This is a genomic window from Streptomyces sp. NPDC005805, assembly GCF_040630445.1.
Lineage (GTDB): Bacteria > Actinomycetota > Actinomycetes > Streptomycetales > Streptomycetaceae > Streptomyces.
In genome coordinates this window covers 17,754-41,622 of record NZ_JBEXXN010000063.1, presented here as the reverse complement: position 1 = coordinate 41,622, position 23,869 = coordinate 17,754, and the positions used below count along the sequence as shown (strand labels likewise).

19 protein-coding genes are annotated in these 23,869 nt (G+C 74.4%); 6 read left to right on the top strand and 13 right to left on the bottom strand.

The genetic code is table 11. The features are described from left to right. Nucleotides 1–164: 164 nt before the first annotated feature. The 5 genes from mmsA to iolC are packed head-to-tail and all read right to left on the bottom strand — an operon-like array spanning nucleotide 165 to nucleotide 6,659. Complete coding sequence (gene mmsA / locus ABZ457_RS26505; RefSeq protein ID WP_359162060.1) at nucleotides 165–1,667, bottom strand: CoA-acylating methylmalonate-semialdehyde dehydrogenase; 1,503 nt, start codon at nucleotides 1,665–1,667, stop codon at nucleotides 165–167. 31 nt (nucleotides 1,668–1,698) lie between these two features. Next, entirely contained in the window at nucleotides 1,699–3,666 is a 1,968-nt protein-coding gene (gene iolD / locus ABZ457_RS26500; RefSeq protein ID WP_359162057.1) for a 3D-(3,5/4)-trihydroxycyclohexane-1,2-dione acylhydrolase (decyclizing), read from the bottom strand. A 16-nt stretch (nucleotides 3,667–3,682) separates the two neighbouring features. Then, the gene (gene iolB / locus ABZ457_RS26495) at nucleotides 3,683–4,555 is read right to left on the bottom strand and encodes a 5-deoxy-glucuronate isomerase (protein ID WP_359162054.1); all 873 of its coding nucleotides are present in this window, start codon (nucleotides 4,553–4,555) and stop codon (nucleotides 3,683–3,685) included. Nucleotides 4,556–4,572: 17 nt separating this feature from the next. Next, nucleotides 4,573–5,457, bottom strand: coding sequence for a deoxyribose-phosphate aldolase (locus ABZ457_RS26490; RefSeq protein WP_359162051.1), 885 nt, complete (start codon nucleotides 5,455–5,457; stop codon nucleotides 4,573–4,575). After that, nucleotides 5,454–6,659 carry a 5-dehydro-2-deoxygluconokinase gene (gene iolC / locus ABZ457_RS26485; RefSeq protein WP_359162048.1) on the bottom strand — a complete coding sequence of 402 codons (1,206 nt, stop codon included), beginning with the start codon at nucleotides 6,657–6,659 and terminating at the stop codon, nucleotides 5,454–5,456. The genes ABZ457_RS26490 and iolC overlap by 4 nt, the downstream gene beginning before the upstream one ends. Nucleotides 6,660–6,812: 153 nt before the next feature. Between iolC and ABZ457_RS26480 the strand changes: the two genes are divergently transcribed. Together ABZ457_RS26480 and ABZ457_RS26475 are read left to right on the top strand one after the other, a co-directional pair. Continuing rightward, on the top strand, nucleotides 6,813–7,724 hold the full coding sequence (locus ABZ457_RS26480) for a sugar phosphate isomerase/epimerase (protein WP_359162045.1): 912 nt from the start codon (nucleotides 6,813–6,815) through the stop codon (nucleotides 7,722–7,724). A 214-nt stretch (nucleotides 7,725–7,938) separates the two neighbouring features. Next, nucleotides 7,939–8,136 (top strand): MerR family transcriptional regulator, encoded by a 198-nt coding sequence (locus ABZ457_RS26475; RefSeq protein ID WP_018846494.1) that lies wholly within the window; start codon nucleotides 7,939–7,941, stop codon nucleotides 8,134–8,136. A 137-nt stretch (nucleotides 8,137–8,273) separates the two neighbouring features. Here the strand turns inward: ABZ457_RS26475 and ABZ457_RS26470 are convergent, their stop codons facing one another. Beyond that, a complete protein-coding gene (locus ABZ457_RS26470) occupies nucleotides 8,274–10,751 on the bottom strand; it encodes an MMPL family transporter (protein ID WP_359162041.1) in 2,478 nt (825 codons plus the stop codon). 182 nt (nucleotides 10,752–10,933) lie between these two features. Here ABZ457_RS26470 and ABZ457_RS26465 point away from each other — a divergent pair, with 182 nt between their 5' ends. The 3 genes from ABZ457_RS26465 to ABZ457_RS26455 all read left to right on the top strand — a co-directional run bounded on the left by ABZ457_RS26465 (nucleotide 10,934) and on the right by ABZ457_RS26455 (nucleotide 14,413). After that, entirely contained in the window at nucleotides 10,934–11,635 is a 702-nt protein-coding gene (locus tag ABZ457_RS26465) for a TetR/AcrR family transcriptional regulator (protein ID WP_359162039.1), read from the top strand. 100 nt (nucleotides 11,636–11,735) lie between these two features. Further along, nucleotides 11,736–12,062 carry a heavy-metal-associated domain-containing protein gene (locus ABZ457_RS26460; RefSeq protein ID WP_359162036.1) on the top strand — a complete coding sequence of 109 codons (327 nt, stop codon included), beginning with the start codon at nucleotides 11,736–11,738 and terminating at the stop codon, nucleotides 12,060–12,062. A gap of 98 nt (nucleotides 12,063–12,160) precedes the next feature. After that, complete coding sequence (locus ABZ457_RS26455) at nucleotides 12,161–14,413, top strand: heavy metal translocating P-type ATPase (protein WP_359162033.1); 2,253 nt, start codon at nucleotides 12,161–12,163, stop codon at nucleotides 14,411–14,413. A 364-nt stretch (nucleotides 14,414–14,777) separates the two neighbouring features. Here ABZ457_RS26455 and ABZ457_RS26450 read toward each other — a convergent pair whose 3' ends face one another. Then, nucleotides 14,778–16,067, bottom strand: a complete 1,290-nt coding sequence (locus ABZ457_RS26450; RefSeq protein ID WP_359162030.1) for a citrate synthase — start codon at nucleotides 16,065–16,067, stop codon at nucleotides 14,778–14,780. Between the two features lie 262 nt (nucleotides 16,068–16,329). Beyond that, entirely contained in the window at nucleotides 16,330–18,579 is a 2,250-nt protein-coding gene (locus tag ABZ457_RS26445; RefSeq protein ID WP_359162027.1) for an ATP-dependent RecD-like DNA helicase, read from the bottom strand. 207 nt (nucleotides 18,580–18,786) lie between these two features. Here ABZ457_RS26445 and ABZ457_RS26440 point away from each other — a divergent pair, with 207 nt between their 5' ends. After that, nucleotides 18,787–19,035: a DUF5133 domain-containing protein gene (locus ABZ457_RS26440; RefSeq protein ID WP_359162024.1), complete on the top strand. Its 249-nt coding sequence runs from the start codon at nucleotides 18,787–18,789 to the stop codon at nucleotides 19,033–19,035. Nucleotides 19,036–19,115: 80 nt separating this feature from the next. Here ABZ457_RS26440 and ABZ457_RS26435 read toward each other — a convergent pair whose 3' ends face one another. The 5 genes from ABZ457_RS26435 to ABZ457_RS26415 form a co-directional block, all read right to left on the bottom strand. Further along, complete coding sequence (locus ABZ457_RS26435) at nucleotides 19,116–19,907, bottom strand: hypothetical protein (protein WP_359162021.1); 792 nt, start codon at nucleotides 19,905–19,907, stop codon at nucleotides 19,116–19,118. After that, the gene (locus tag ABZ457_RS26430; RefSeq protein WP_359162018.1) at nucleotides 19,904–20,461 is read right to left on the bottom strand and encodes a SigE family RNA polymerase sigma factor; all 558 of its coding nucleotides are present in this window, start codon (nucleotides 20,459–20,461) and stop codon (nucleotides 19,904–19,906) included. The genes ABZ457_RS26435 and ABZ457_RS26430 overlap by 4 nt, the downstream gene beginning before the upstream one ends. Nucleotides 20,462–20,602: 141 nt before the next feature. Then, entirely contained in the window at nucleotides 20,603–21,316 is a 714-nt protein-coding gene (locus ABZ457_RS26425; protein WP_359162015.1) for a hypothetical protein, read from the bottom strand. 154 nt (nucleotides 21,317–21,470) lie between these two features. Then, nucleotides 21,471–22,766 (bottom strand): phytase, encoded by a 1,296-nt coding sequence (locus ABZ457_RS26420; protein ID WP_359162012.1) that lies wholly within the window; start codon nucleotides 22,764–22,766, stop codon nucleotides 21,471–21,473. A 266-nt stretch (nucleotides 22,767–23,032) separates the two neighbouring features. Beyond that, entirely contained in the window at nucleotides 23,033–23,839 is an 807-nt protein-coding gene (locus ABZ457_RS26415; RefSeq protein ID WP_359162066.1) for a sugar phosphate isomerase/epimerase family protein, read from the bottom strand. Between the last annotated feature and the right edge of the window lie 30 nt (nucleotides 23,840–23,869).

Below are 23,869 nucleotides of genomic sequence, written 5' to 3'. Positions count from 1 at the left end.
CGCCGGGGGGGGGGGGGGGGGGCGCGCCCCCGGGGGGGGCGGGGGGGGCGCGGGGGGGGGGGGGCCGGGGGGCCCCCCCCCCCCCCCGCCGCCCCCGCCCCGGACAGCGGCGCGCCACCGCCCCGGGGTGGGGCGGTGGCGCGTGGGCAACGGCCCTGCGGGGGTCAGTGGTTGCGGGGGAAGCCCAGTTCGACGCCCGAGGGCGCGTCCGCCGGGTCCGGCCAGCGGGTGGTCACGACCTTGCCGCGGGTGTAGAAGTGGACGCCGTCGTTCCCGTAGATGTGGTGGTCGCCGAAGAGGGAGTCCTTCCAGCCGCCGAAGGAGTGGTAGCCCACCGGCACCGGGATCGGCACGTTCACGCCGACCATGCCGGCCTGGATCTCCAGCTGGAAGCGGCGGGCCGCGCCGCCGTCGCGGGTGAAGATCGCGGTGCCGTTGCCGAACGGCGAGGCGTTGATGAGGGCCACGCCCTCCTCGTAGGTCTCGGCGCGCAGCACGCACAGCACCGGGCCGAAGATCTCGTCGCGGTAGGCGTCGGAGTCGACGGCCACCTTGTCGAGGAGGGAGAGGCCGATCCAGTGGCCGTCCTCGTAGCCCTCGACGGTGTGGCCGGTGCCGTCGAGGACGACCTCGGCGCCCTGGGCGGCGGCGCCCGTGACATAGGAGGCGACCTTGTCGCGGTGCGCCTTGGTGATCAGCGGGCCCATCTCGGAGACCGGGTCGGTGCCGGGGCCGATCACGATCTTCTCGGCGCGCTCGCGGATCTTCGCCACCAGCTCGTCGCCGACCGCGCCCACCGCGACGACGGCCGAGATGGCCATGCAGCGCTCGCCGGCCGAGCCGTACGCGGCGGAGACGGCGGCGTCGGCGGCCGCGTCCAGGTCGGCGTCGGGGAGGACCAGCATGTGGTTCTTGGCGCCGCCGAGGGCCTGCACACGCTTGCCGTTGGCGGCGGCGGTGGTGTGGATGTAGCGGGCGATCGGGGTGGAGCCGACGAAGGAGACGGCCGCCACGTCCGGGTGCGCGAGGAGCGCGTCCACGGCCACCTTGTCGCCATGGACCACGTTGAGGACGCCGTCGGGCAGGCCCGCCTCGGCGGCCAGCTCGGCGAGCAGGTTGGCGGCGGACGGGTCCTTCTCGCTGGGCTTGAGGACGAAGGTGTTGCCGCAGGCGACGGCCAGCGGGAACATCCACATCGGCACCATCGCCGGGAAGTTGAACGGCGTGATGCCCGCGACGACGCCCAGCGGCTGGCGGATCGAGGCGACGTCGACCCGGTTGGACACCTGGGTGGACAGCTCGCCCTTGAGCTGGGTGGTGATCCCGCAGGCCAGCTCCACGATCTCCAGACCGCGCGCGACCTCGCCGAGGGCGTCGGAGTGGACCTTGCCGTGCTCGGCGGTGATCAGGGCCGCGATGTCGTCCCGGCGGGCGTCCAGCAGGGCCCGGTAGCGGAACAGGACCGCGGTGCGCTGGGCGAGGGAGGAGGTGCCCCAGGTCGCGTACGCCTCCTTGGCGGCGGCCACGGCCGCGTCGACCTCGGCGGCCGAGGCGAGCGCGACCCGCGTGGTCACCGCGCCGGTGGCCGGGTCGGTGACCGGACCCCAGTTCCCGGACGCGCCCTCGACGGTCTTGCCACCGATCCAGTGGTTGACGGTCTTCGTCATGGCGAAAAAGCTCCTTCGAGTCCCTCGGAGATCAGAGGTGGCGGCGTCGGGCCGCGACGTGCCGGTCGTACTCCTCGCGGGCCGTGACCGCCGACGGGCGGGTCGCGGTCTCGGCCACCGGAACATCCCACCACGCCTGTGCCGCGGGCGGGCCCGACACAGTGTCGGGCGTTTCGGTCTCGACGTAGACACATGTGGGCCGGTCCGCGGCACGGGCCTCCGCGAGGGCTTCCCGCAGGTCACGCACGGTCCGGGCGCGGATCGTGTGCATGCCGAGGGAGGCGGCGTTGGCGGCCAGGTCCAGGGGCAGCGGCGGGCCGTCGAAGGGCCCGCCGGGGCGGCCCCGCTCCCGGTAGGCGGTGCCGAACCCCTCCGCGCCGACCGTCTCGGAGAGCCCGCCGATCGAGGCGTACCCGTGGTTGTCGAGGATCACCACCCGGATCGGGACGCCCTCCTGCACGGCGGTGACCAGCTCGGTCGGGTTCATCAGATAGGTGCCGTCGCCGACCAGCGCCCACACCGGGCGGCCGGGGGCGGCCATCGCGGCGCCGATGGCGGCCGGGATCTCGTAGCCCATACAGGAGTAGCCGTACTCCACGTGGTACTGGTCGGCGGACCGGGTGCGCCAGAGTTTGTGCAGGTCGCCGGGGAGGGAGCCGGCCGCGTTGATCAGGATGTCCTCGCCGGTGACCAGCTCGTCCAGGAGGCCGAGGACCTGGGTCTGGGTGGGGGCCGCGTCCGGCTCGGGCGCGGCGAGCGCGCTCGTGACCCGCTTCTCCCACGCCTCCTTCGCGGCCGAGTACGCGGCCCGGTGGGCGGGGTCGGCGGTGTGCCCGGCGAGGGCGGCGGTCAGCTCCTCCAGGGCGGCCCGGGCGTCGGCGACGACGGCCAGCCCGGCCATCTTGTGCGCGTCGAAGCCGGTGATGTTGATGTTGACGAAGCGGACCCCGGGCCCGGCGAAGAGGGTGGCCGAGGCGGTGGTGAAGTCGGTCCAGCGGGTGCCGACGCCGATCACCAGGTCCGCGCCGCGGGCCGCCTCGTCCGCCGGGGCGGTGCCGGTGTGCCCGATGCCGCCCAGGTCGCAGGGGTGGTCGTACGGGAGGGCGCCCTTGCCCGCCTGGGTGGCCCCGACGGGGATGCCGGTGGCGTCCACCAGGGCGCGCAGCGCCGCCTCGGCCCCGCTGTGCCGGATGCCGCCGCCGACGACGAGCAGCGGGCGGCGCGCGGCCCTCACCGCGCGGGCGGCCTCGGCGAGGGCGTCCGCGTCGGGCCGGGGGCGGCGCACGGGCCACACCCGCTCGGCGAGGAACTCCGCGGGCCAGTCGTACGCCTCGGCCTGCACGTCCTGCGGGAGGGCGAGGGTCACGGCTCCGGTGTCGGCGGGGTCGGTGAGGACGCGCATCGCCTGGATGGCGGCCGGAATCAGGGCCTCGGGGCGGGTGACCCGGTCGAAATAGCGGGAGACGGGCCGCAGCGCGTCGTTGACGGACACATCGCCCGCGTAAGGGACTTCGAGCTGCTGGAGGACGGGGTCGGCGGGGTGGGTGGCGAACACATCGCCGGGGAGGAGCAGTACGGGCAGCCGGTTGATGGTGGCGAGGGCCGCGCCGGTGACCAGGTTGGTGGCGCCGGGCCCGATGGAGGTGGTCACGGCGTGGGTGGCGAGGCGGCGGGACTGGCGGGCGAAGCCGGCGGCCGCGTGGACCATTGCCTGTTCGTTGCGGCCCTGGACGAAGGGCATCACACCCGGCCGGGGGTCGTCCCAGGGGTTGTTGGCCGCGGCGCCCGACTCCAGGAGGGCCTGGCCGACGCCCGCGACATTGCCGTGCCCGAAGATGCCCCAGGTGGCGGCGATCAGGCGCTGCCGGTGGCCGTCCCGTTCGGTGTACTGGGCGGCGAGGAAGCGCACCAGGGCCTGCGCGGTGGTGAGCCGGACGGTCCCCGCCGGCCGCGTCACGGGGGTGAGGGTCGCGGGGGTGGTGGGGGTCGTGGGCGTCATCGGGTGTCCCTGGTCGTCATCGGTAGCCCTTCGTCCGTCCGGTCAGGTGGTCGGGGTGGAAGCGGATCAGCCATTCGCGTTCGCCGGGCCCGGCCATCACGTTGAGGTAGTACATGGGGTGGCCGGGCTGGGCGACGGAGGGGCCGTGCCAGCCGTCGGGGACGAGGACGGCGTCCCCGCTGCGGACCTCGGCCAGCAGATCGGCGCCGCCCGGGCGGGACGGGGAGACCCGCTGGTAGCCGAGGCCGCCGCCGTCGATCTCGTAGTAGTAGATCTCCTCCAGGACGCTCTCCTCGCCGGGCACGTGCTCGTCGTGCTTGTGCGGCGGGTAGGAGGACCAGTTGCCGCCGGGGGTGACCACCTCGACGGCGATCAGGCGGTCGCAGGCGAAGACGCCGGCCGCGGCGAAGTTGCGCACCTCGCGGGCCTGGACTCCGCTGCCGCGGGCCTCGACCGGTACCTCCGGCGCGGGGCCGTAGCGAGCGGGGAGTCGGCGCTCGCACCTCGCTCCTGCCAGGGCGAAGCGGCCTCCCGCACCGGAGGCGATCTGGACGCGGGCGTCCCGCGGCACATAGGCGAAGTCACTCACCGAGCCGAACACGCTGTCCCGGCCGTGCAGTTGGAACGTCTCGTGGAAGGTCTCGTGGAACGTCTCGCCGTGCGTCCGCCCGTCGTGCGTCTGCACCGTACAGGCCCCGCTCAGCGGGAGCACGACCCATTCGCTGTCGCCCGTGTCGAAGGTGTGCTCCCCGCCGGGCGGCAGGTCCAGCACCCGCAGGGCGGACCGCTCCCAGCCGGCTCGCCCGGGCCCGATGTCCACGCTGTACGCGCCGCCCGCGGTGCTGCCCGCGGGGAGGTGGAGCCGGCTTCGGCGGTCGTCGTCGCTCATGTCTCCTGGGTACCCCGTCACAGCAGTCCCACGGCCGTGTCGACCGCGCCCGCCACATCGCCGTCCGCCGGATAGAGCAGGGAGCGGCCCGCGACCAGGCCCTGGACTGTGGGCAGCCGCAGGGCGTCGCGCCACTGGCCGAAGGCGCGGTCCGGGTCCGGGCCGGTGTCGCCGCCGAGAAGGACCGCGGGGAGGGTGGAGGTCTCCAGTACCGCCCGCATCTCGCCGGGGTCCTCGGTGACGGGCACCTTCAGCCAGGTGTACGCGGAGGTGCCGCCGAGCCCGGAGGCGACGGCCAGGGACCGGGAGACGGCCTCGGCGCCGAGGTCGTGGCGGAGGACCCCGCCGCGCCGGTGGCAGATGAACGGCTCGACGAACACGGGGAGCCGGTGCTCCGCCATCTCGTCGACCGCGCGGGCCGCGGCGGCGAGGGTGTCGAGGGAGGCCGGGTCGCCGTAGTCGATGCGGAGCAGGAGCTTCCCGGCGTCGAAGCCGAGGCGCGCCAGGTCGCGGGCGCGGTGGCCGGTGAAGCGGTCGTCCAGTTCGAAGGCGGCGCCGGCGAGGCCGCCGCGGTTCATGGAGCCCATGACGACCTTGCCGTCGAGGGCGCCGAGGAGGAGCAGGTCGTCCAGGATGTCGGCGGTCGCGAGGACTCCGTCGACGCCGGGCCGGGAGAGTGCGAGGCAGAGGCGTTCCAGCAGGTCGGGGCGGTTGGCCATGGCGAGGGGGCGGCCCCCGGCGGCGAACGCGCCGCGGGCGGGGTGGTCGGCGGCGACGATCATCAGCCGGCCGTGGTCGCCGAGGAGGCCGGTGCGGCGCGGGCGGCGGGCGGCGGCCTCCGCGACGGCCTCGGGGTGCCGGGCCCGGATCCCGGCCAGCTCCCCGGCGTCCACCCGGCTCACGGCGCGCCGCCGGGCGCGCCGGGCAGCGCGGGGCCCTCGCCGCGGGGCGCGGGGCCGTCGCCGGGCCGGGCGGTGCCGCCGGGCGGGTGCGCGGGCACGGAGGGCGGGGCGGTGCCGCCGGGCGGGTGCGCGGGCGCGCGCCCGGGCGCGGAGGGCGGGGTGCCGTCGCCGGGCGCGTGCGGAGGCGAGGTCGGCCCCGCACCGGCCGGCGCGCCGGGGCGGCTCGGGTCCGGTGGGACCGGGCCGCCCGCGAGGACCCGTTCCACCTCCGCCTCGTACGGCATCGCCGCCGAGCACGCGAGCCGCGCCGCGACCACCGCCCCCGCCGCGTTGGCGAAGCGGATCACCCGCTCCAGCTCCCAGCCCGCGAGCAGCCCGTGGCAGAGCGCCCCGCCGAACGCGTCGCCCGCGCCGAGGCCGTTGACCACCTCCACGGGCACCGGCGGAACCTCGACGCGGGTGCCGTCGCGGTGGACGGCGAGCACCCCCTTGGGGCCCTGCTTGACGACGGCGAGGTCCACGCCCGCCGCGAGCAACGCCTCGGCCGCCGCGTGCGGTTCGCTCTCCCCGGTGGCGATCGCGCACTCCTCCGGGTTGCCGACGGCGACGGTCGCGTGGGCGAGGGCCTGGGCGTAGTGGACCCGGGCCGCGCCCGGGTCGGGCCAGAACACGGGGCGCCAGTCCAGGTCGAAGACGGTGGTGCCCGACGTGCCGCGGTGGGCGAGGGCGGCGAGGGTCGCCGTCCGGCTGGGCTCGGCGCACAGGCCCGTCCCCGTCATCCAGAAGACGCGCGCGGTGCGGATCGGCTCGCGTTCCAGTTCGCTCTCCCGGATCTCCAGATCGGGGGCCTTGGGCAGCCGGTAGAAGTAGAGGGGGAAGTCGTCCGGCGGGAAGATCTCGCAGAAGGTGACCGGTGTGGGGTACTCCTCCACCGAGGTCACCCAGCGGTCGTCGACCCCGAACTCCCGTAGGGTGTCGTGCAGATACTCGCCGAAGGGGTCCTGCCCGGTGCGGGTGATCAGGGCCGTCCGCCGGCCGAGCCGGGCGGCGGCGACGGCGACGTTGGCGGGCGAACCCCCGAGGAACTTCCCGAAGGTGTCGGCCTCGGCCAGCGGCACCCCGGTGCGCAGCGGATAGAGGTCCACTCCGATCCGGCCCATGGTGATCACGTCGTACCGCGGCGGGGCGTACGGCTCAGGCATACGTGTCCCTTCGTCAGGGGGCGCGCGCCGCCCCCGAGGCGCACCCGGGTCCAGAGCCTGTCTAGCCCGGCCCGGCGAACCCTGTCAATATTTTGTCCGGACATTCGGACCAAGCCTTGACACCCTTCTCCGGCGGCCGGGATGGTGAAGGGCATGACCTCCCCCGTACCCGCCCAGAACCGCATCCGGGTCGGCTCGGCCCCCGATTCCTGGGGGGTGTGGTTCCCCGACGATCCCCAACAGGTCCCCTGGCGGCGCTTTCTCGACGAGGTGGCACGCGCCGGCTACGAGTGGATCGAACTCGGCCCCTACGGCTATCTGCCGAGCGACCCCGCCGTACTCGCTGAGGAAACGTCACGCCGTGGGTTGAAGGTCTCCGCGGGGACCGTCTTCACCGGCCTCCACCACGGGCCCGCCGTCTGGGACGCGACCTGGGCGCACGTGGCCGCCATCGCCGGACTCACCCGGGCCATGGGCGCGGAGCACCTGGTGGTCATCCCCTCCTTCTGGCGGGACGACAAGACCGGCCGGGTGCTGGAGGACTCGGTCCTCACCCCCGCGCAGTGGCGCGAACTGACCGCCCAGACGGAGCGCCTGGGGCACGAGGTGCGGGAGCGCTTCGGCCTGCGGATCGTCGTCCATCCGCACGCGGACACCCATATCGACACCGAGGAGAACGTCACCCGCTTCCTCGACGCCACCGACCCGGACCTGGTCTCCCTGTGCCTGGACACCGGGCACTACGCCTACTGCGGCGGCGACAGCGTGGACCTGATCAAGCGCTACGGCGAACGGATCGGCTACCTCCACCTCAAGCAGGTCGACCCGGCGGTCCTCGCCGACGTGGCCGCCGAGGGGCTGCCCTTCGGACCGGCGGTCGCCCGGGGCGTGATGTGCGAGCCGCCGACCGGGGTCCCGGCCCTGGAACCGGTCCTCGCCGCGGCCGCCGCCCTGGACGTGGACCTGTTCGCCATCGTCGAGCAGGACATGTACCCCTGCCCGCCGGACCGGCCCTATCCGATCGCCGAACGTACGCGCGGATTCCTGCGCTCCTGTGGCCTCTGAGGCGGATGCGGCACTTCCGTCACTGTTGTCCCGGCCTCATCACACATGTCTCCGTTACGCGGGTCTTCCGTCACAGGCGGTCGACAGCATGGCCCCTGCAGCCGCCCGGCCTCGTTCAACGGGCACAGGCTCAGTGATCGCCAGCGTCCGCGCGGCAGCTCCCCCGACGGCATCCCGACCGCCGCTGCTGCGCGCGCAAGGAGGTGCCACGCACATGACGGACAGAAACCTGTGGTCCTACAAGGACATCGCCGCCCACATCCGGGTGCAGCCGGACACCGTCCGCTCCTACCGCAAGCACGGGCTGCTCCCTCCCCCCGACCACGTGGAAGGCGGCAAGCCCTACTGGCGCGCGGACACCATCCGTGCCTGGGTGGCCAACAGGCCGGGCAACAGGGGCCGTCGGGAGTGACCTCCGGGGAGCGGCGCTCCCCCGCGGGCCCCCCGACCGCCACGGCGGTCGGGGGGCCCGCGTCTGCCGGCCCGGCTCAGACGCGGGCGCACGCCCACGACCGGATGCACGCCCGGGTCCTCGTCTGCCGGCCCGGCTCAGACCCTGGCGGTGTCCCGGGCGGACGCCTCCTCGGCCGGCGCCCCGCCCCCTCCGTCCGAGGCCGCCGGGCCGGGCTTCGCCGGCCGGGGGCGCTCCGGGGGCGCGGACTCCCCCTCGCTGAGCCCGAACCGCCGGTGGAAGCGCCGCAGCGGAGCCGGGGCCCACCAACTGACCGCGCCCATCAGCTTCATCACGGACGGGACGAGCAGGCTGCGCACCACCATCGCGTCCATCAGGACCGCCAGGGCTATGCCGAGGCCGAGCATCTTGGTGTTGGTCACCCGTGAGGTGCCGATCGCCACCATCACCACGGCGAGGATCACGGCCGCCGCGGTGATCAGCCCGCCGGTGCGCTGGAGGCCGAAGCGCACCGCACCGTCGTGGTCCCCGGTGCGGTCGTACTCCTCCTTGATGCGGGAGAGCAGGAAGACCCCGTAGTCCATGGAGAGCCCGAAGGCGATGCAGAACATCAGCACCGGGAGGGTCGTCTCGATGTCCCCGGTGGGGGTGAAGGCCAGCGGGCCCGAGAGGTTGCCGTCCTGGAAGACCCAGACCAGGGCGCCGAACATCGCGGTGAGGCTGAGCCCGTTGAGGACGACGGCCTGGAGGGGTATCAGCACACTGCCCGTCAGCAGGAAGACCAGGAACAGGGTCACCACCACGACGATGCCGAGGGCGAGGGGGAGCTGTTCGGCGATGGCCGCCTTGGAGTCCTCCAGGATCGCCGCCCGCCCGGTGACCGAGGTCTCGAACGGCGCCGGGACCTCGCGCAGTTCATGGACGAGGCGCTGGGCCTCCTCCCCCACGGCCTCTCCCTCCGGCAGGACGGTGAAGTAGGCGAGGTCCCCGCTGGTGAGCGGGCCGTCGACGCGGAGGACGCCGGGCAGGGCGGCCACCCGCTCGCGGTACTGCCCGTACTGCGCGGCCGTCGGGGCGGACCCGCCGGGGGTGGCCGGTTCGGCGAGGACGTCCAGGGTCCCGGCGGGGCTGCCGGCGAAGCCCTCCCGGATCTCCTGCTGCACCACATGGGACTCGGCGCTCGGCGGGAGCTGGCGGTCGTCGGGGGTGCCGAACGTGACGCCCAGGAAGGGCAGTCCGAGCAGGACCAGGGCCGCGACCGTGGTGAAGGCGAAGAGCGGGGCGCGGCGCATGACCAGCCCGGCGAACCTCCCCCACCGGGCCCCGGGCTCCTCCGGGGCCCCGGCCTCGCCCCGGGCGGTCCCGGCGGCGGACTCCCCGCCCTTCGCTCCTGCGGACTCCCCGCGCCGGGCCCGCCGCCGCAGGAGCCGGCGCAGGTCCAGGGCGTTGACCCGGTGGCCCAGCAGCATCAGCGCGGCGGGCAGCAGGATCAGAGCGGCCGCGGCGGCCAGCAGGACCACCGCGATGCCCGCGTAGGCGAAGGAGCGGAGGAAGTACTGCGGGAAGACCAGCATCGCGGCGAGGGACACGGCGACCGTGAGCGCCGAGAACAGGACGGTGCGCCCGGCCGTGCGTAGGGTCGTGCCGACCGCGGCCCGCACCTCCGCTCCCGTGCCCAGTTCCTCGCGGAAGCGGCGCACGATGAAGAGGGCGTAGTCGATGGCGAGGCCCAGGCCGAGGGCGGTGGTCAGGTTCATCGCGAAGACGGAGACATCGGTGAACTCCGTGAGGCCGCGCAGCACCGCGTTGGTCCCGAGGATGGCCACGATGCCGACGCCCAGCGGCAGCAGGGCCGCGACCGCGCTGCCGAAGACCATCACCAGCAGCACCAGGGTGACCGGGAGGGCGATCAGCTCGGCCCGGAGCAGGTCCTCCTGGATGACGGTGGTCATCTCGTGCTGGACGGCGACGGGCCCGCCGACCGAGACCTCCACCGGTCCATGCTCGCCGCGCAGACCGGGGGCGATCCGCTCCAGGGTCTCGGAGGCGGTCTTCTCGTCTCCCGTGACGCGGGCCGCGATCAGGGCCTGGCGGCCGTCGTCGGCGCGGAGCCCCGGGGCCTTGGTGCTCCAGTACGAGCCGACGCCGGTGACGCCCTCCTCGGCGGCGAGTTCACGGGCGAGGCGCTGCCCCTCGGCCGCCACGGCGGGGGCGTCCACGCCCTGGCTCCCGGCGTCCACGAGCAGGATCAGATTGGGCTGGGAGTCCGGGAAGGCGCGTTCGACGGCCTTGGTCGCGTACGTCGACTCGGCGGCCGGGTCCTCCCAGCCGCCGCTGCCCATCCGGTCGGCCACCCCGCCGCCCGCGAACACGGCCAGCGCGGTCAGGACGAGCGCGGCCAGCAGCGCGGCGCGGGGCCGGGCGGTGACGAAGCGCGTCCACCCACCGGGCCCCGGTCCGCCGCCCCCGGCCGGCCCGCCCGGCGCGGGCGACACGGCCGACCTCGACGCGGCCGCCCCGCCGCCCCCGGCCTGCGCGCCGGAAGCAGCCGACCCGGCCGGCTCCCTCGCGGGCGCCGCCCCCGGCCCCCCGGCCGGGCTGTTGACTTCGGACATGGTGCGGTGTCCCCTTCACCGAGACCCGTGCCCGGGCAGGTGCGCGGACAGCACTGGTCGACCGATTGCCCATAGACTGGCAAACGCGAGTCATCACTCGCGTTTCTCCAGAATGCGAGTGACCGCTCGCATTTGTCAACGCTTTCCAGAGAATCGCCGCCGAGAGAACTGGGGTTGCCACCGTGCCGGAGCCGAACAGGTCCGCGAACCACGCGACGCCGGACACCCCCGCGCCCGAGGCGCGGCCCGTGCGCCGGCAGGCCCGCGGGGAGCGGCGGATCGCGCAGCTGCTGGAGGCCGCGGCCAGCGTCTTCTGCGAGACCGGCTACACCGCCGCCAGCACCAACGCGATCGCCCGCGAGGCGGGCGTCTCCCCCGGCACCCTCTACCAGTACTTCCCGAACAAGGAGGCCATCGCCTTCGAGCTGGGCGACCGCCTGATGCACCGGTGGAGCGAGTCCCACGGGACCGCGCTCGCCGCCGCGACCCAGGACCTGCCGCTGACACAGCTCCTGGACGCCGTACTGGACCCGCTCATCGCGTTCAACTACGAGAACCCGGCCTTCGCCGTCCTGATGCACGGCCCCGACATCCCGGGCCGGATCACCCAGGAGTTCGACACGGTCCACCAAGGGCTGCTCACCCGGATCGAGGAGATCATCTCCGGCCATCTCCCCGGCACTTCGCGCGCCGAGACCGCCCGGATCGCGGCCATGTCCTTCGCGGTGTTCAAGGCGGGGCTCGACCTGATCCTGGCGCACGAGGGCGGGGAGCGGGCGGCGTACGTCGCCGAGCTGAAGAGCGTGATGTTCCGCTATCTCGACCCGTACCTCGGCGAGGAGTCCCCGGCGTGCGCGCCCGGCGCTCGCATTGATACCCCCTAGGGGTATAGAGTGGGTACATCGGGCCCCCGCGGGCCCCGCCCGGGGCCGCGTCGCGCCCCGCCACACCCGCACCGTACGTCGCGCTGATGAGGAGAACGCCATGACCACCGAGGCGAAGACCGACCCCGAGGCCGCCGGAACGACCGGCTCGACCGGCTCCTGCTGCTCGGCGGACGGCGCCTGCCACGACGGCGCTGCGGACGCCCGGGCCGGCGGGGTCACCACGGTCTACCGCGTCACCGGCATGACCTGCGGGCACTGCGAGGGCGCGGTCGGCAGCGAGATCTCCGCACTCGCCGGTGTGACCTCCGTGCAGGCCGAGGCCGCCACCGGCCTGGTCACCGTCGTCTCCAAGGCCCCGCTCGACGAGGCCGCCGTGCGCGAGGCCGTGGACGAGGCGGGCTACGAACTGACCGGCCCGGCCTGATCGTTGCCACGGGGGACGGCCGGAGGGCCGGGCCGCGCGCGACCGGAACGATACTGGTCACGTACAGCCCGGCCCCTCGTACACGTGGAGTCCCGACAGTGGAAACAGCCCAGGTCGAGCTCACCATCGGCGGGATGACCTGCGCCTCGTGCGCGGCCCGCGTCGAGAAGAAGCTCAACCGCATGGACGGTGTGACCGCCACCGTCAACTACGCGACCGAGAAGGCCCGGGTCACCTACCCGGCCTCGATGCCCGTCGCGGACCTGGTCGCCACCGTGGTGCGGACCGGCTACACGGCCGAGGAGCCGCCCCCGCCGGCCCCTCCGGAACCCGTCCCCGCTCCGGAACCCGCCGCCGACGAGCCCGGGGAGGCGGCGGACCGCGCACAGAACCCGCCCGAGCAGGACGCCCTGCGGCAGCGCCTCGTCGTCTCCGCCGTCCTCGCCGCGCCCGTCGTCGCGATGGCGATGGCCGAGCCCCTCCAGTTCGACAACTGGCAGTGGCTCTCGCTCACCCTCGCCGCCCCCGTCGTCGTCTGGGGCGGTCTGCCGTTCCACCGGGCCGCCTGGACCAATCTGCGCCACGGCGCGGCCTCCATGGACACCCTGGTCTCCCTCGGCACCCTGGCGGCCTTCGGCTGGTCCCTGTGGGCCCTGTTCCTCGGGGACGCCGGGATGCCGGGCATGCGCCACCCCTTCACCTTCACCGTCGGGCGCGCGGACGGCTCCTCGGCGATCTACCTTGAAGTGGCCGCCGGGGTCGTGACCTTCATCCTGCTGGGCCGCTGGCTGGAGGCCCGCGCCAAGCGCCGGGCCGGTGCCGCGCTGCGGGCGCTGATGGAGCTGGGCGCCCGGGACGTGTCCGTGCTGCGCGACGGCCGGGAGGTGCGGATGCCGGCCGCCGCCCTCGCCGTGGGCGACCGCTTCGTCGTCCGCCCCGGGGAGAAGATCGCGACGGACGGCACGGTCCTGGAGGGTTCCTCCGCCGTGGACGTCTCGATGCTGACCGGCGAGTCCGTGCCCGTGGACGTGGCCCCCGGCGACCCGGTGACGGGCGCGACGCTGAACACCTCCGGCCGCCTCGTCGTGACGGCCACCCGCGTCGGCGCCGAGACCCAGCTCGCCCGGATGGCCCGGCTCGTCGAGGAGGCGCAGAACGGCAAGGCGCGGGTGCAGCGCCTCGCGGACCGGGTGTCCGCCGTGTTCGTGCCCGTGGTGCTGGTGATCGCGCTGGCCACCCTGGTGGTCTGGATGCTGGCGACCGACGATGTGACGGCGGCCTTCACGGCGGCCGTGGCCGTGCTGATCATCGCCTGCCCGTGCGCCCTCGGGCTGGCCACGCCGACGGCCCTGATGGTCGGCACCGGACGGGGCGCGCAGCTCGGCATCCTGGTGCGCGGCCCGGAGGTGCTGGAGTCCACCCGCCGGGTGGACACCGTGGTCCTGGACAAGACCGGCACGGTCACCTCCGGCCGGATGACCCTGCGGGAGGTCGTTCCCGCCCAGGGGATCGCGGAGGCGGAGCTGCTGCGCCTCGCGGGCGCCCTGGAGCACGCCTCGGAGCACCCGGTCGCCCGGGCCGTGGCGGCGGGCGCGGCGGAGCGCTCGGGTGCGCTGCCGGCCGCCTCGGAGGTCGTGGACCTGCCGGGGCTCGGTATCCGGGGCACGGTCGAGGGGCGCGAGGTCCTGGTGGGCAGCGCCCGGCTGCTGCGGGAGAGGGGTGTGGAGGTGCCGGACGCCCTCACCGGGGCCGCGGGCGCGGACCGCACCGCCGTGTTCGCCGCGGCCGACGGCAAGGCCCTCGGCGTGCTGACCGTCGCGGACGCCGTGCGCGAGACGAGCGCCGAGGCGGTCCGGGAGCTGCGCGCCCTCGGTCTGCACCCGGTCCTGCTGACCGGCGACAGCCGCGCGGTCGGGGAGGCGGTGGCCGCCGAGGTCGGTATCGACGAGGTGTACGCGGAGGTCCTGCCCGAGGAGAAGGCCCGGACGGTGGCCCGGTTGCGGGCCGAGGGCCGGACCGTGGCGATGGTCGGCGACGGGGTGAACGACGCGGCCGCGCTGGCCACCGCGGACCTCGGTCTGGCGATGGGGACGGGCACGGACGCGGCCGTGGAGGCGGGCGACCTGACCCTCGTCCGGGGCGATCTGCGGGCCGCCGGGGACGCGATCCGTCTCGCACGGCGGACTCTGGCCACGATCAAGGGGAATCTTTACTGGGCCTTTGGATACAACGTCGCCGCACTGCCGCTGGCGGCGTTCGGCCTGCTCAACCCCATGATCGCGGGTTTGGCGATGGCCTTTTCGTCCATGTTTGTCGTGTCCAACAGCCTGCGACTCCGGTCCTTCTCGTGACTACAAATAGGTCACAGGACCTTCACATCGAGACCTAGATCACAGATATTTGGGGGTAACCATTCAGGCTTCTCGCGAGTCTAAGTGGGCGATGCCAGAACGTCTTGGGGGACGTTCATGGAATGTCTTGGGGGACGTTCCAGGCAAGCGTTGGCCGGGGCACGTACCCGGGGAGCTTTGAGCGGCCCTCCCGAGCGTGCGTACCCCGGCAGATCGCGAGGGAGTGGCAGTCGCGCGAGCGGCTGCGGCTTCGCAGACGCCCGGCCGGATCCCGTGGGGGGAATCCGCTCCGGGGATATGGGAAGCGCCCCGTCTCCGACCCGTGGGGGGATCGGCGGCGGGGCGCTTCTTCGTGCCGTACGGCTCAGCGGGCCTCGACCGGGACGAAGTCGCGCAGGACCTCGCCGGTGTAGATCTGGCGCGGGCGGCCGATGCGCGAACCGGGCTCCTTGATCATCTCGTGCCACTGGGCGATCCAGCCCGGGAGGCGGCCGAGGGCGAAGAGCACGGTGAACATCTCGGTCGGGAAGCCCATCGCGCGGTAGATGAGACCCGTGTAGAAGTCCACGTTCGGGTAGAGGTTGCGCTGGACGAAGTAGTCGTCCGACAGCGCGTGCTCCTCCAGCTTCAGCGCGATGTCCAGCAGCTCGTCGGACTTGCCGAGGGCCGAGAGGACGTCGTGCGCCGCCGCCTTGATGATCTTCGCGCGGGGGTCGAAGGACTTGTACACCCGGTGGCCGAAGCCCATCAGGCGGACGCCGTCCTCCTTGTTCTTCACCTTGTTGATGAAGGAGTCGACGTTGCCGCCGTCCGCCTGGATGCCCTCCAGCATCTCCAGCACGGACTGGTTGGCGCCGCCGTGCAGGGGGCCCCACAGGGCGCTGATGCCGGCGGAGACGGAGGCGAACATGTTCGCCTGCGAGGAGCCGACCAGGCGCACGGTGGAGGTGGAGCAGTTCTGCTCGTGGTCCGCGTGCAGGATGAGCAGCTTGTCCAGCGCGGAGACGACGACCGGGTCGAGCTCGTACTCCTGCGCGGGGACCGAGAAGGTCATACGGAGGAAGTTCTCCACATAGCCCAGGTCGTTGCGCGGGTAGACGAAGGGGTGGCCGATCGACTTCTTGTAGGCGTAGGCCGCGATCGTCGGGAGCTTGGCCATCAGCCGGATCGTCGACAGGTGGCGCTGCTGCTCGTCGAACGGGTTGTGGCTGTCCTGGTAGAACGTGGACAGCGCGCTGACCACCGAGGACAGCATGGCCATCGGGTGGGCGTCGCGCGGGAAGCCCTGGAAGAAGCGCTTGACGTCCTCGTGCAGCAGGGTGTGCTGGGTGATCTCGTTCTGGAAGATCGCCAGCTCGTCGACGGTGGGAAGCTCGCCGTTGATGAGCAGCGAGGCCACCTCAAGGAAGGTGGAGCGCTCGGCGAGCTGCTCGATCGGGTAGCCGCGGTAGCGCAGGATGCCCTGCTCGCCGTCCAGGTAGGTGATCGCGGATTTATAGGCGGCGGTGTTGCCGTATCCGCTGTCCAGGGTCACCAGACCGGTCTGGGCTCGGAGCTTCCCGATGTCGAAGCCCTTGTCACCGACGGTGCTCTCGACCACCGGGTAGGTGTATTCACCGTCCGCGTACCGCAGTACTACAGAGTTGTCGCTCACGTCATCCCTCACCGACGTAGTGCCTCTTCTTCGAGGTGCCCTGACTGTCTCTACCATCCCCCATTTGGCTCAGGAGAGTGCACTCGGGGTCGACCATTGGGCCCATCGGCGGCACTCAGTGCCGCCAACCTGCTCATCTTGCCCCCTTCGCCCGGCTTCTGAAAGCCGGGGTGGGGTCGGGGTGGTGTTTCCCACGTCGCGCACCGCCCGAACCACCCGCCCCAGGCGTTTCCCGGGCGGTTTCCGGCGGAACGGACCGGCCTCAGCCCGCACCGCCGCCGAGGCGGTGGTCGAGGGCGGTGAAGCGGCGGCCGGCGGAGACCGTGCGCACGGCCTGGCCTATCGCCTTCCGGGAGCCGACCAGGACCACCAGCCGCTTCGCCCGGGTGACGGCCGTGTAGAGCAGATTGCGCTGGAGCATCATCCACGCACCGGTGGTGACGGGGATCACCACCGCCGGGTACTCGCTGCCCTGGGAGCGGTGGATGGTGACCGCGTAGGCGTGGGCCAGTTCGTCCAGCTCGTCGAAGTCGTAGGGCACCTCCTCGTCCTCGTCGGTGAGGACGGTCAGGCGCTGGTCGTCGGTGCTGAGGGAGGTGACGACGCCGACCGTGCCGTTGAAGACGCCGTTGCGGCCCTTCTCGTAGTTGTTGCGGATCTGGGTGACCTTGTCGCCGACGCGGAAGACCCGGCCGCCGAACCGCTTCTCCGGCAGTTCGGGGCGGGCCGGGGTGACCGCCTGCTGGAGGAGCCCGTTGAGCACGCCGGCGCCCGCCGGGCCGCGGTGCATCGGGGCGAGGACCTGGACGTCCCGCCGCGGGTCGAGCCCGAACTTCGCGGGGAGCCGCCGGGCCGCCACGTCCACGGTGAGCCGGCCGGCCTCCTCGGTGTCCTCCTCGACGAAGAGGAAGAAGTCCTTCAGCCCCGTGGTGACCGGCTGGTGACCGGAGTTGATGCGGTGCGCGTTGGTCACCACGCCCGACTCCTGCGCCTGCCGGAAGATCCGGGTCAGCCGCACACTGGGCACCGGCCCGCCGGGCGCGAGCAGATCGCGCAGCACCTCGCCCGCGCCGACGCTGGGCAGCTGGTCCACGTCCCCGACGAGCAGCAGATGGGCGCCCGGGGCCACGGCCTTGATCAGCTTGTTGGCGAGGAGGAGGTCGAGCATGGACGCCTCGTCGACGACCACCAGGTCCGCGTCGAGCGGCCGGTCCGCGTCGTAGGCCGCGTCCCCGCCGGGCTTCAGCTCCAGCAGCCGGTGGACGGTGGACGCCTCGGCCCCCGTCAGCTCGGCGAGCCGCTTGGCCGCCCGGCCGGTCGGCGCGGCGAGCTGCACCTTGGCCTTCTTCGCCCGCGCCAGCTCCACGATCGAACGGACCGTGAACGACTTGCCGCAGCCCGGACCGCCGGTCAGCACCGCCACCTTGCTGGTGAGGGCGAGCCGGACGGCGGCCTCCTGCTCGGGCGCCAGCTCCGCCCCGGTGCGCCGCGCCAGCCAGTCCAGCGCCTTCGCCCAGTCCACCTCCCGGAAGGCCGGCATCCGGTCCTCCTCGGCCCGCAGCAGACGGCGCAGCCGGCCCGCGAGGGACAGCTCGGCACGGTGGAAGGGCACCAGGTACACGGCGGTGACCGGCTCCCCGCCGTCCGGCCCGGGGACCTGCTCGCGCACCACGCCCTCCTCGTCGGCGGCGAGTTCGGCGAGGCACTCGATGACGAGGCCGGTGTCGACCTGGAGCAGCTTCACGGAGTCCGCGATGAGCTGCTCCTCGGGCAGGAAGCAGTGGCCCTGGTCGGTGGACTGGGACAGGGCGTACTGCATACCGGCCTTGACGCGCTCGGGGCTGTCGTGGGGTATGCCCACGGCTTGGGCGATCCGGTCGGCGGTGAGGAAGCCGATGCCCCAGACGTCGGCGGCGAGGCGGTACGGCTGGTTCTTCACGACGGAGATCGAGGCGTCCCCGTACTTCTTGTAGATCCGCACGGCGATGGAGGTGGAGACGCCGACGCCCTGGAGGAAGACCATGACCTCCTTGATCGCCTTCTGCTCCTCCCAGGCCGCGCCGATCAGCCGGGTGCGCTTGGGGCCGAGGCCGGGGACCTCGATCAGCCGGGCGGGCTGCTGCTCGATGACGTCGAGGGTGTCCGTGCCGAAGTGGTCCACGATCCGCTCGGCGATCCGGGGCCCGATGCCCTTGATCAGGCCGGAGCCCAGGTAGCGGCGGATGCCCTGGACGGTCGCGGGGAGGACGGTGGTGTAGTTCTCGACGGTGAACTGCCGGCCGTACTGGGGGTGCGAGCCCCAACGCCCCTCCATCCGCAGCGACTCCCCGACCTGCGCGCCGAGCAGGGACCCGACCACGGTCAGCAACTCCCCCGCCCCGCGCCCGGTGTCGACGCGCGCGACGGTGTAGCCGTTCTCCTCGTTGGCGTAGGTGATGCGTTCCAGGACGCCTTCGAGCACGGCCGGGGTGAAGCCCGGCGCGCTCGCCGGGCGGGTAGCCGGAGTGGACATGGACCGACGTTATCGCCCGGCACGGACACCGCGCGCCGCCTGTGGACAACCCGGCCCGGAGCTCGCGCACGGGGCGCGGTGGGGGCGCGTTTTCGGACGAAGCGCGGCACGGAGCGAGGATTTGGCGGAAAACATACGGCATGCGGGGCTCTGGACCGGGCATACGGTCGTCACCACCGGGAGACTCACCGAGGCATGGGGAGGGGCATGGTGCTGACGCCGGATCCGAGAGTCGTGCGCGGGCTGCTGGCGCGCTACGCGGAGCTGAGGATCGCCGGAACGAGGGGCGACGCCGAACGCCGCGCGCTGGACGACGTCGTCTACACCCTGTGTGTGCTGACGGCCACCACCACGATCGGGGACGCGCTGGAGCGGGCGGACGCGCTGCTCGCCTCGGCGCCCGCGGCGACGGCGGCGGAGGCACCGCCGCCGGACGACGTCACGCTCGTCGCCTGACGGCGGGCCGGGCCCGCTCGGGCGCGGTGGGGAGGGGGTCACCTCGCGGGGTGGCCCCCTCCGCCGTGCCGGTCCCGCGTTCAGCCCGGAGGCCGGTCGAAGTGCCGCTCCAGCAGCACGGTGCCGTCCGCGCGGTACGCCGTGACCGTCCAGCCGCCGGTGCCGAACCCGGTGCCGGAGCCGCCCGAACCGCCCGCGCCCGCCTCGCCGCCGCCCGCGCCCGCCGCCTCGTCCGCGAAGACGTGGTAGACGCCCCAGCCGGGGTCGCCCGGCAGCCGCAGCATCCCGGCCGGGTGCACGGTGCCCGCCTCCGTGCGGACCGTGATCCGCGCCGGGAGGGTCCCGCTGCGGAACGCCCCCGTGTAGAGCACGGTCGCGGACCCGTCCTCCCACTGGGCGCCGCCGCTGAGGCTCTCCGGCGGGATGTTGTCGCCCACGGCACCGCGGGCCGCCGCCAGGCCCGCGCCGAGGTTGCCCTGCCCCAGCACATGGTTCTGCGCCCCCTCCGGCAGCAGCGCCAACGACCAGCCCCGGCCGATCGGGACGCTCTCGTACGGGGCGACCGTGCGGACGCCCCGGTGCGGCGGAGCCGGCACCTCCGGCGCGCTCGCCGGGGGCGCCGGTGCGGGCTCCGGGCCGGGCGCGGCCTCCCGGGCCACCGGCAGCAGGACCAGGACGCCCAGCAGCGCACCGCCGGTCCCGGCCAGCGCGGCCGCCCCGAGCGCGCGCCGCCGCGTACGCGCCGCACGCCCCCGGCGCACCACCTCGTCGACCGGCGCGGGGCCCTGGGGCACGGTGTCGGCCTCGGCCCGCAGCGCCTCGCCGAGAGCCCGGCCCCCGGGCCCGGCCCCGTGCTCGTACGCGTCGTTCACCGCGTCCGCCCTCCCGTCCGCACCGCACGCGCGGAACGCCCCGCGCCCACGGTCGCCGCCCGGGCCGGGGCGATGCCCGGGTGCTCGCGCAACTTGCCCAGGGCGCGGGCCACATGAGTGCGGACGGTGCCGACCCCCGTGCCCAGCAGGGCGGCCACCTCGCTCTCGCTGCGGTCCTCCAGATAGCGCAGCACGACCACCGTGCGCTGTCTCGGGGTCAGTTGGGCGAGCGCGTCCAGCACCGCGCCCCGCTCGGTGACGGCGTCGGCGCGGTCCGGGGCGGCGGACTCCGGGATGCGCGTGGTCAGCCACTCGCGCAGCCGGACGCGCCGCAGCCGGTCCCGATGGGTGTTGATCATGATCCGCCAGACATAGGAGTCGGGGTCCTCGGCCCGCCGTACGCGGTCCCACTTCACATACGCCTTCGCCAGGGCCGCCTGCACCAGATCCTCCGCGTCGTGGTGGTGTCCCGTCAGCAGATGGGCGGTCCGGAGCATCCGCGGCCACCGGGCGGCCACGAAATCCCGGAAGTCCGCCTCCGCGCTCGTCTTCACTCGTGTCCTCGTGTTCGACCTCCGTGGACACGGTGCCGTGTCCACGGACGGTACGCCCGGACCCCGGGCACCGGCGCCTCGGGGCGCTCGGAGTCCGGGGCCGGGGGGCTGGGGGGCCTGTGAACCCCGTGGGCCCCGGGGTCAGTTCCCGGCCGCCGCCGGGCCGGACGACGGGAAGGGCTCGTACGCCAGATCCGCCAGCACCGTGCCGTCCCCCGCGTACGCGGTCACCACCGTGATCTCCCGGGGCGTGCCGGACCCCGGCGCGTCGAGGTGGTACGTCCCCCAGCCCGGCTCGCCCGGCAGGGTCAGGATGCCCGCCTCGCGCTCCCCGCCCGCGCCGACCCGGACGGTGACGCGCGCCGGGGCGGTGTCCAGGCGCCAGGCGCCGGTGAACAGGACGTCGTCGCCGTCGCTGTACTGCCCGCCGCTGAGGCTGCCCGGGCGGATGTCGTCCCCGGTGTACCCCTTGGCCCGCTCGATGCTCTCCTCGAAGTCCTGCCAGGCCACCACGTAGTTCTGGCGCCCCTCGGGGAGCAGGCCCATCACCGCGCCGCCGCCGATCGCCACGGGCTCGTAGGGCCGCACCACCCGCGGCCCGGACGCGGCCGTCGCCGCCCGCGCCGGGGCGGCGGCCTCCGGTGCCGGGGTGGCGATCTCCGGTGCCGGGGCGGCCGCGGGCGCGGGTCCGCTCCCGCCGCCGGACCGCTCCCCGAGGGCGACCGCCGTCCCGGCCCCGGCCGCGAGCAGCACCGCCACCGCGGCGGCCGCCGTCAGCCCGCGCGCCCTCGCCGTCCGCGCCGCCCTCGTGTTCGCGTCCGCGTTCGCGTTCGTCCCTGCCGTCGTCCTGCGCATCAACCGACCTCCGTCGTCGCCTACGTGCCGAAAGGCTGTTCTCACCCCTCAGACGACGCCCGCCCCGGATACCTATGACGAGCCGGGCACGGTTTTCCCGACGCGGCGGCGCGGACGCCCCAGACGGGCGGACGCCTCTCGCGGTGCGGGCGCCTCACAGGGAGGTGCGGCGGAGGACCTCGCCCAGGTCGACGAACTTGAAGTTGGTGGCCTCGCGGCCGGCGGGGGCGTCCTCGTGGCCGTCGTGGACGACGAGGAGGCCGTGTGGGTACTTCGGGCCGAGCGGGGCGTTCAGGGCGGCGGCGCCGTCGCACTCCTCGGAGCCGTCGACGTCCCGGCCCGCGGTCACCCGGAACCCGGCCGCGTAGGCGTCCCGGCGGTACAGGGCGAAGGTGTCGTCGCCCTGGCTGGAGACCAGTAGATGGCGGACGCCGTCGCGGCCGGTGACCAGGGTCAGGCCCTCGACGTCGGCAGAGAGCCGGGTGCCGCCGTGGCCCGGGTCGGCGCCGGGCACGCACTCGTCGGTCTCCTCGTCGTAGACGCCGGGTACGCCGAACTCCCGTACGCGGTCGGTCAGCCGGGGCGCTCCGGTGAGGTCGGCGGGGAGCCGCCAGATGCCGACGTCCTCCTGTGCCGCGTAGAGGGTGCCGGTGTCCGGGTCGACGACCATGCCCTCGACCTGCGGGAGGGCACCCGGTTCGGCGCAGGGCGTCCAGGTGGCGCCGCCCGGGAGGCGGAAGGAGGCGGGCAGGCGCAGGGTGCGGACCTGGCGGTAGGTGACCGTGCCGAAGCGGGTGGGCAGCAGTTCCAGCAGGGCGAGTTCGGTGCGTTCGCGCCGGCTGACGACCGCGTACGCGCGGCCCGAGCGGGGGTCGGTCCAGGTGGCGAGCCCGTAGGCGGTGCGCTGCTCGTTCACCTCGGCCTGGCCGGAGGAGAAGACGCGGGGCGCGGCCGGGTCGGTGACGTCCCGGAGCGGGGCGGCGGTCCGGCCCGGGGAGACGCGGTGGACGCGGAGGCGGTCGTGGCCCCGGTCGGTGGTGACCGCCAGGTCCGCGCGCCCGGTGGACAGGCGCAGTCCGTGGACCAGGTCGACGTTGTTGAAGCGGCCCGGGGCGTCGCCGGGCCGGGCGGGCGGCGGTGCGGGGAGGGACTGGACGAGGCGGGCGTCCAGGTCGTAGACGCGCAGGCCGCCCTCCTTGGCCGTCGCGATCACCAGACTGCGGGCCGGGTCGGCCGGGTTGCGCCAGATCGCGGGGTCGTCGGCGTCCGCGTTGCCGCCGGCCTCGTCGTCGTACATCGGTGGCGTCTCGGCGCGCGGCTGGACGGCCGGGAGCGGGGCGGCGGTCGCCGGGGTGGCGTCGGCGGGCGCGGCGGGGGCGGCGGCCAGGGCCACCAGGGCCGTGGCGAGGGCGAGCGCGGTCGTGGCGGGGCGCGGGAGGCGGAGCCTCATGACGGGGAGTCCTCACTGTCGGGTACGCGTCAGGTGCCGAGCGTGAGGGTGGCCCCGCCGAATGGCCGCCGCGCGCACGGCGGGCCAGGGCGGTGTGTGCCGCCGGTGAACGATGGGTGCGCGGGCCGCCCCGCCCGCGCCGGGACCGGTCGGTCAGCCCGTCCCCGCCGCCCCGCCCGCGCCGGGACCGGTCGGCGCCCGGGTCGGCCGGGGCCGAGGCGGGCCCGGGGGCGGGGGGCGGGCCCGGGGGCGTCAGACCGTGCCCGTCACTCCCCGCCGCCCACCTCCGCCGCGAACCGCCGTGCCGTCTCCGCCAGCACCGCCACCCCGTCCCGCGCCCACAGCCCGTCGTTGAAGAGCTCCACCTCGATGGGCCCCGTCCAGCCCGCGCCCTCCAGCAGCGCCACCCAGGCACGGAAGTCCACCGCGCCGTCGCCCAGTTGGCCCCGCCCGTTGAGGACGCCCGCCGGGAGCGGGGTCGTCCAGTCGGCGAGCTGGAAGGAGTGGATCCGGCCCGCCGCCCCGGCCCGGGCCACGGCCGCGGGCGCCCGGTCGTCCCACCAGACGTGGTACGTGTCCACGACGACGCCCACCTGCGCGGCCGGGAAGCGCTCGGCGAGGGCGAGGGCCTGGTCCAGGGTGGAGACCACGCACCGGTCCGCCGCGAACATCGGGTGCAGCGGCTCGATCGCCAGGCGGACGCCCCGCTCGGCGGCGTACGGGGCGAGCACGGCGAGCGCGTCGGCGATGCGCTCCCGGGCCCCGGCCAGGTCCCGGCTGCCCGGCGGCAGGCCGCCCGAGACCAGGACCAGGGTGTCCGTGCCCAGGGCCGCCGCCTCGTCGATCGCCGCCCGGTTGTCGGCGAGGGCGGCGGCGCGGCCCGCCGGGTCCTCGGCGGTGAGGAAGCCGCCGCGGCAGAGCGAGGTGACGGTCAGCCCCGCGTCCCGGACCAGCTCGGCCGTGGCCGCCAGACCGTACGCGGCGACCGGTTCGCGCCACAGGCCGACCGCCGGGACGCCGAGCCGGGCGCAGGCGTCCACCAGCGCGGGCAGGCCGAGCTGCTTCACCGTCATCTGGTTGACGCTGAACCGGGCCAGGGGCCC

Excerpts from the sequence above, each read along its gene's own strand:
- mmsA (WP_359162060.1), bottom strand. The coding sequence starts at position 1,667 with ATGACGAAGACCGTCAACCACTGGATCGGTGGCAAGACCGTCGAGGGC.
- iolD (WP_359162057.1), bottom strand. The coding sequence starts at position 3,666 with ATGACGCCCACGACCCCCACCACCCCCGCGACCCTCACCCCCGTGACG.
- iolB (WP_359162054.1), bottom strand. The coding sequence starts at position 4,555 with ATGAGCGACGACGACCGCCGAAGCCGGCTCCACCTCCCCGCGGGCAGC.
- iolC (WP_359162048.1), bottom strand. The coding sequence starts at position 6,659 with ATGCCTGAGCCGTACGCCCCGCCGCGGTACGACGTGATCACCATGGGC.
- ABZ457_RS26480 (WP_359162045.1), top strand. The coding sequence starts at position 6,813 with ATGACCTCCCCCGTACCCGCCCAGAACCGCATCCGGGTCGGCTCGGCC.
- ABZ457_RS26475 (WP_018846494.1), top strand. The coding sequence starts at position 7,939 with ATGACGGACAGAAACCTGTGGTCCTACAAGGACATCGCCGCCCACATC.
- ABZ457_RS26470 (WP_359162041.1), bottom strand. The coding sequence starts at position 10,751 with ATGTCCGAAGTCAACAGCCCGGCCGGGGGGCCGGGGGCGGCGCCCGCG.
- ABZ457_RS26460 (WP_359162036.1), top strand. The coding sequence starts at position 11,736 with ATGACCACCGAGGCGAAGACCGACCCCGAGGCCGCCGGAACGACCGGC.
- ABZ457_RS26445 (WP_359162027.1), bottom strand. The coding sequence starts at position 18,579 with ATGTCCACTCCGGCTACCCGCCCGGCGAGCGCGCCGGGCTTCACCCCG.
- ABZ457_RS26440 (WP_359162024.1), top strand. The coding sequence starts at position 18,787 with ATGGTGCTGACGCCGGATCCGAGAGTCGTGCGCGGGCTGCTGGCGCGC.
- ABZ457_RS26425 (WP_359162015.1), bottom strand. The coding sequence starts at position 21,316 with ATGCGCAGGACGACGGCAGGGACGAACGCGAACGCGGACGCGAACACG.
- ABZ457_RS26420 (WP_359162012.1), bottom strand. The coding sequence starts at position 22,766 with ATGAGGCTCCGCCTCCCGCGCCCCGCCACGACCGCGCTCGCCCTCGCC.
- ABZ457_RS26415 (WP_359162066.1), bottom strand. The coding sequence starts at position 23,839 with ATGACGGTGAAGCAGCTCGGCCTGCCCGCGCTGGTGGACGCCTGCGCC.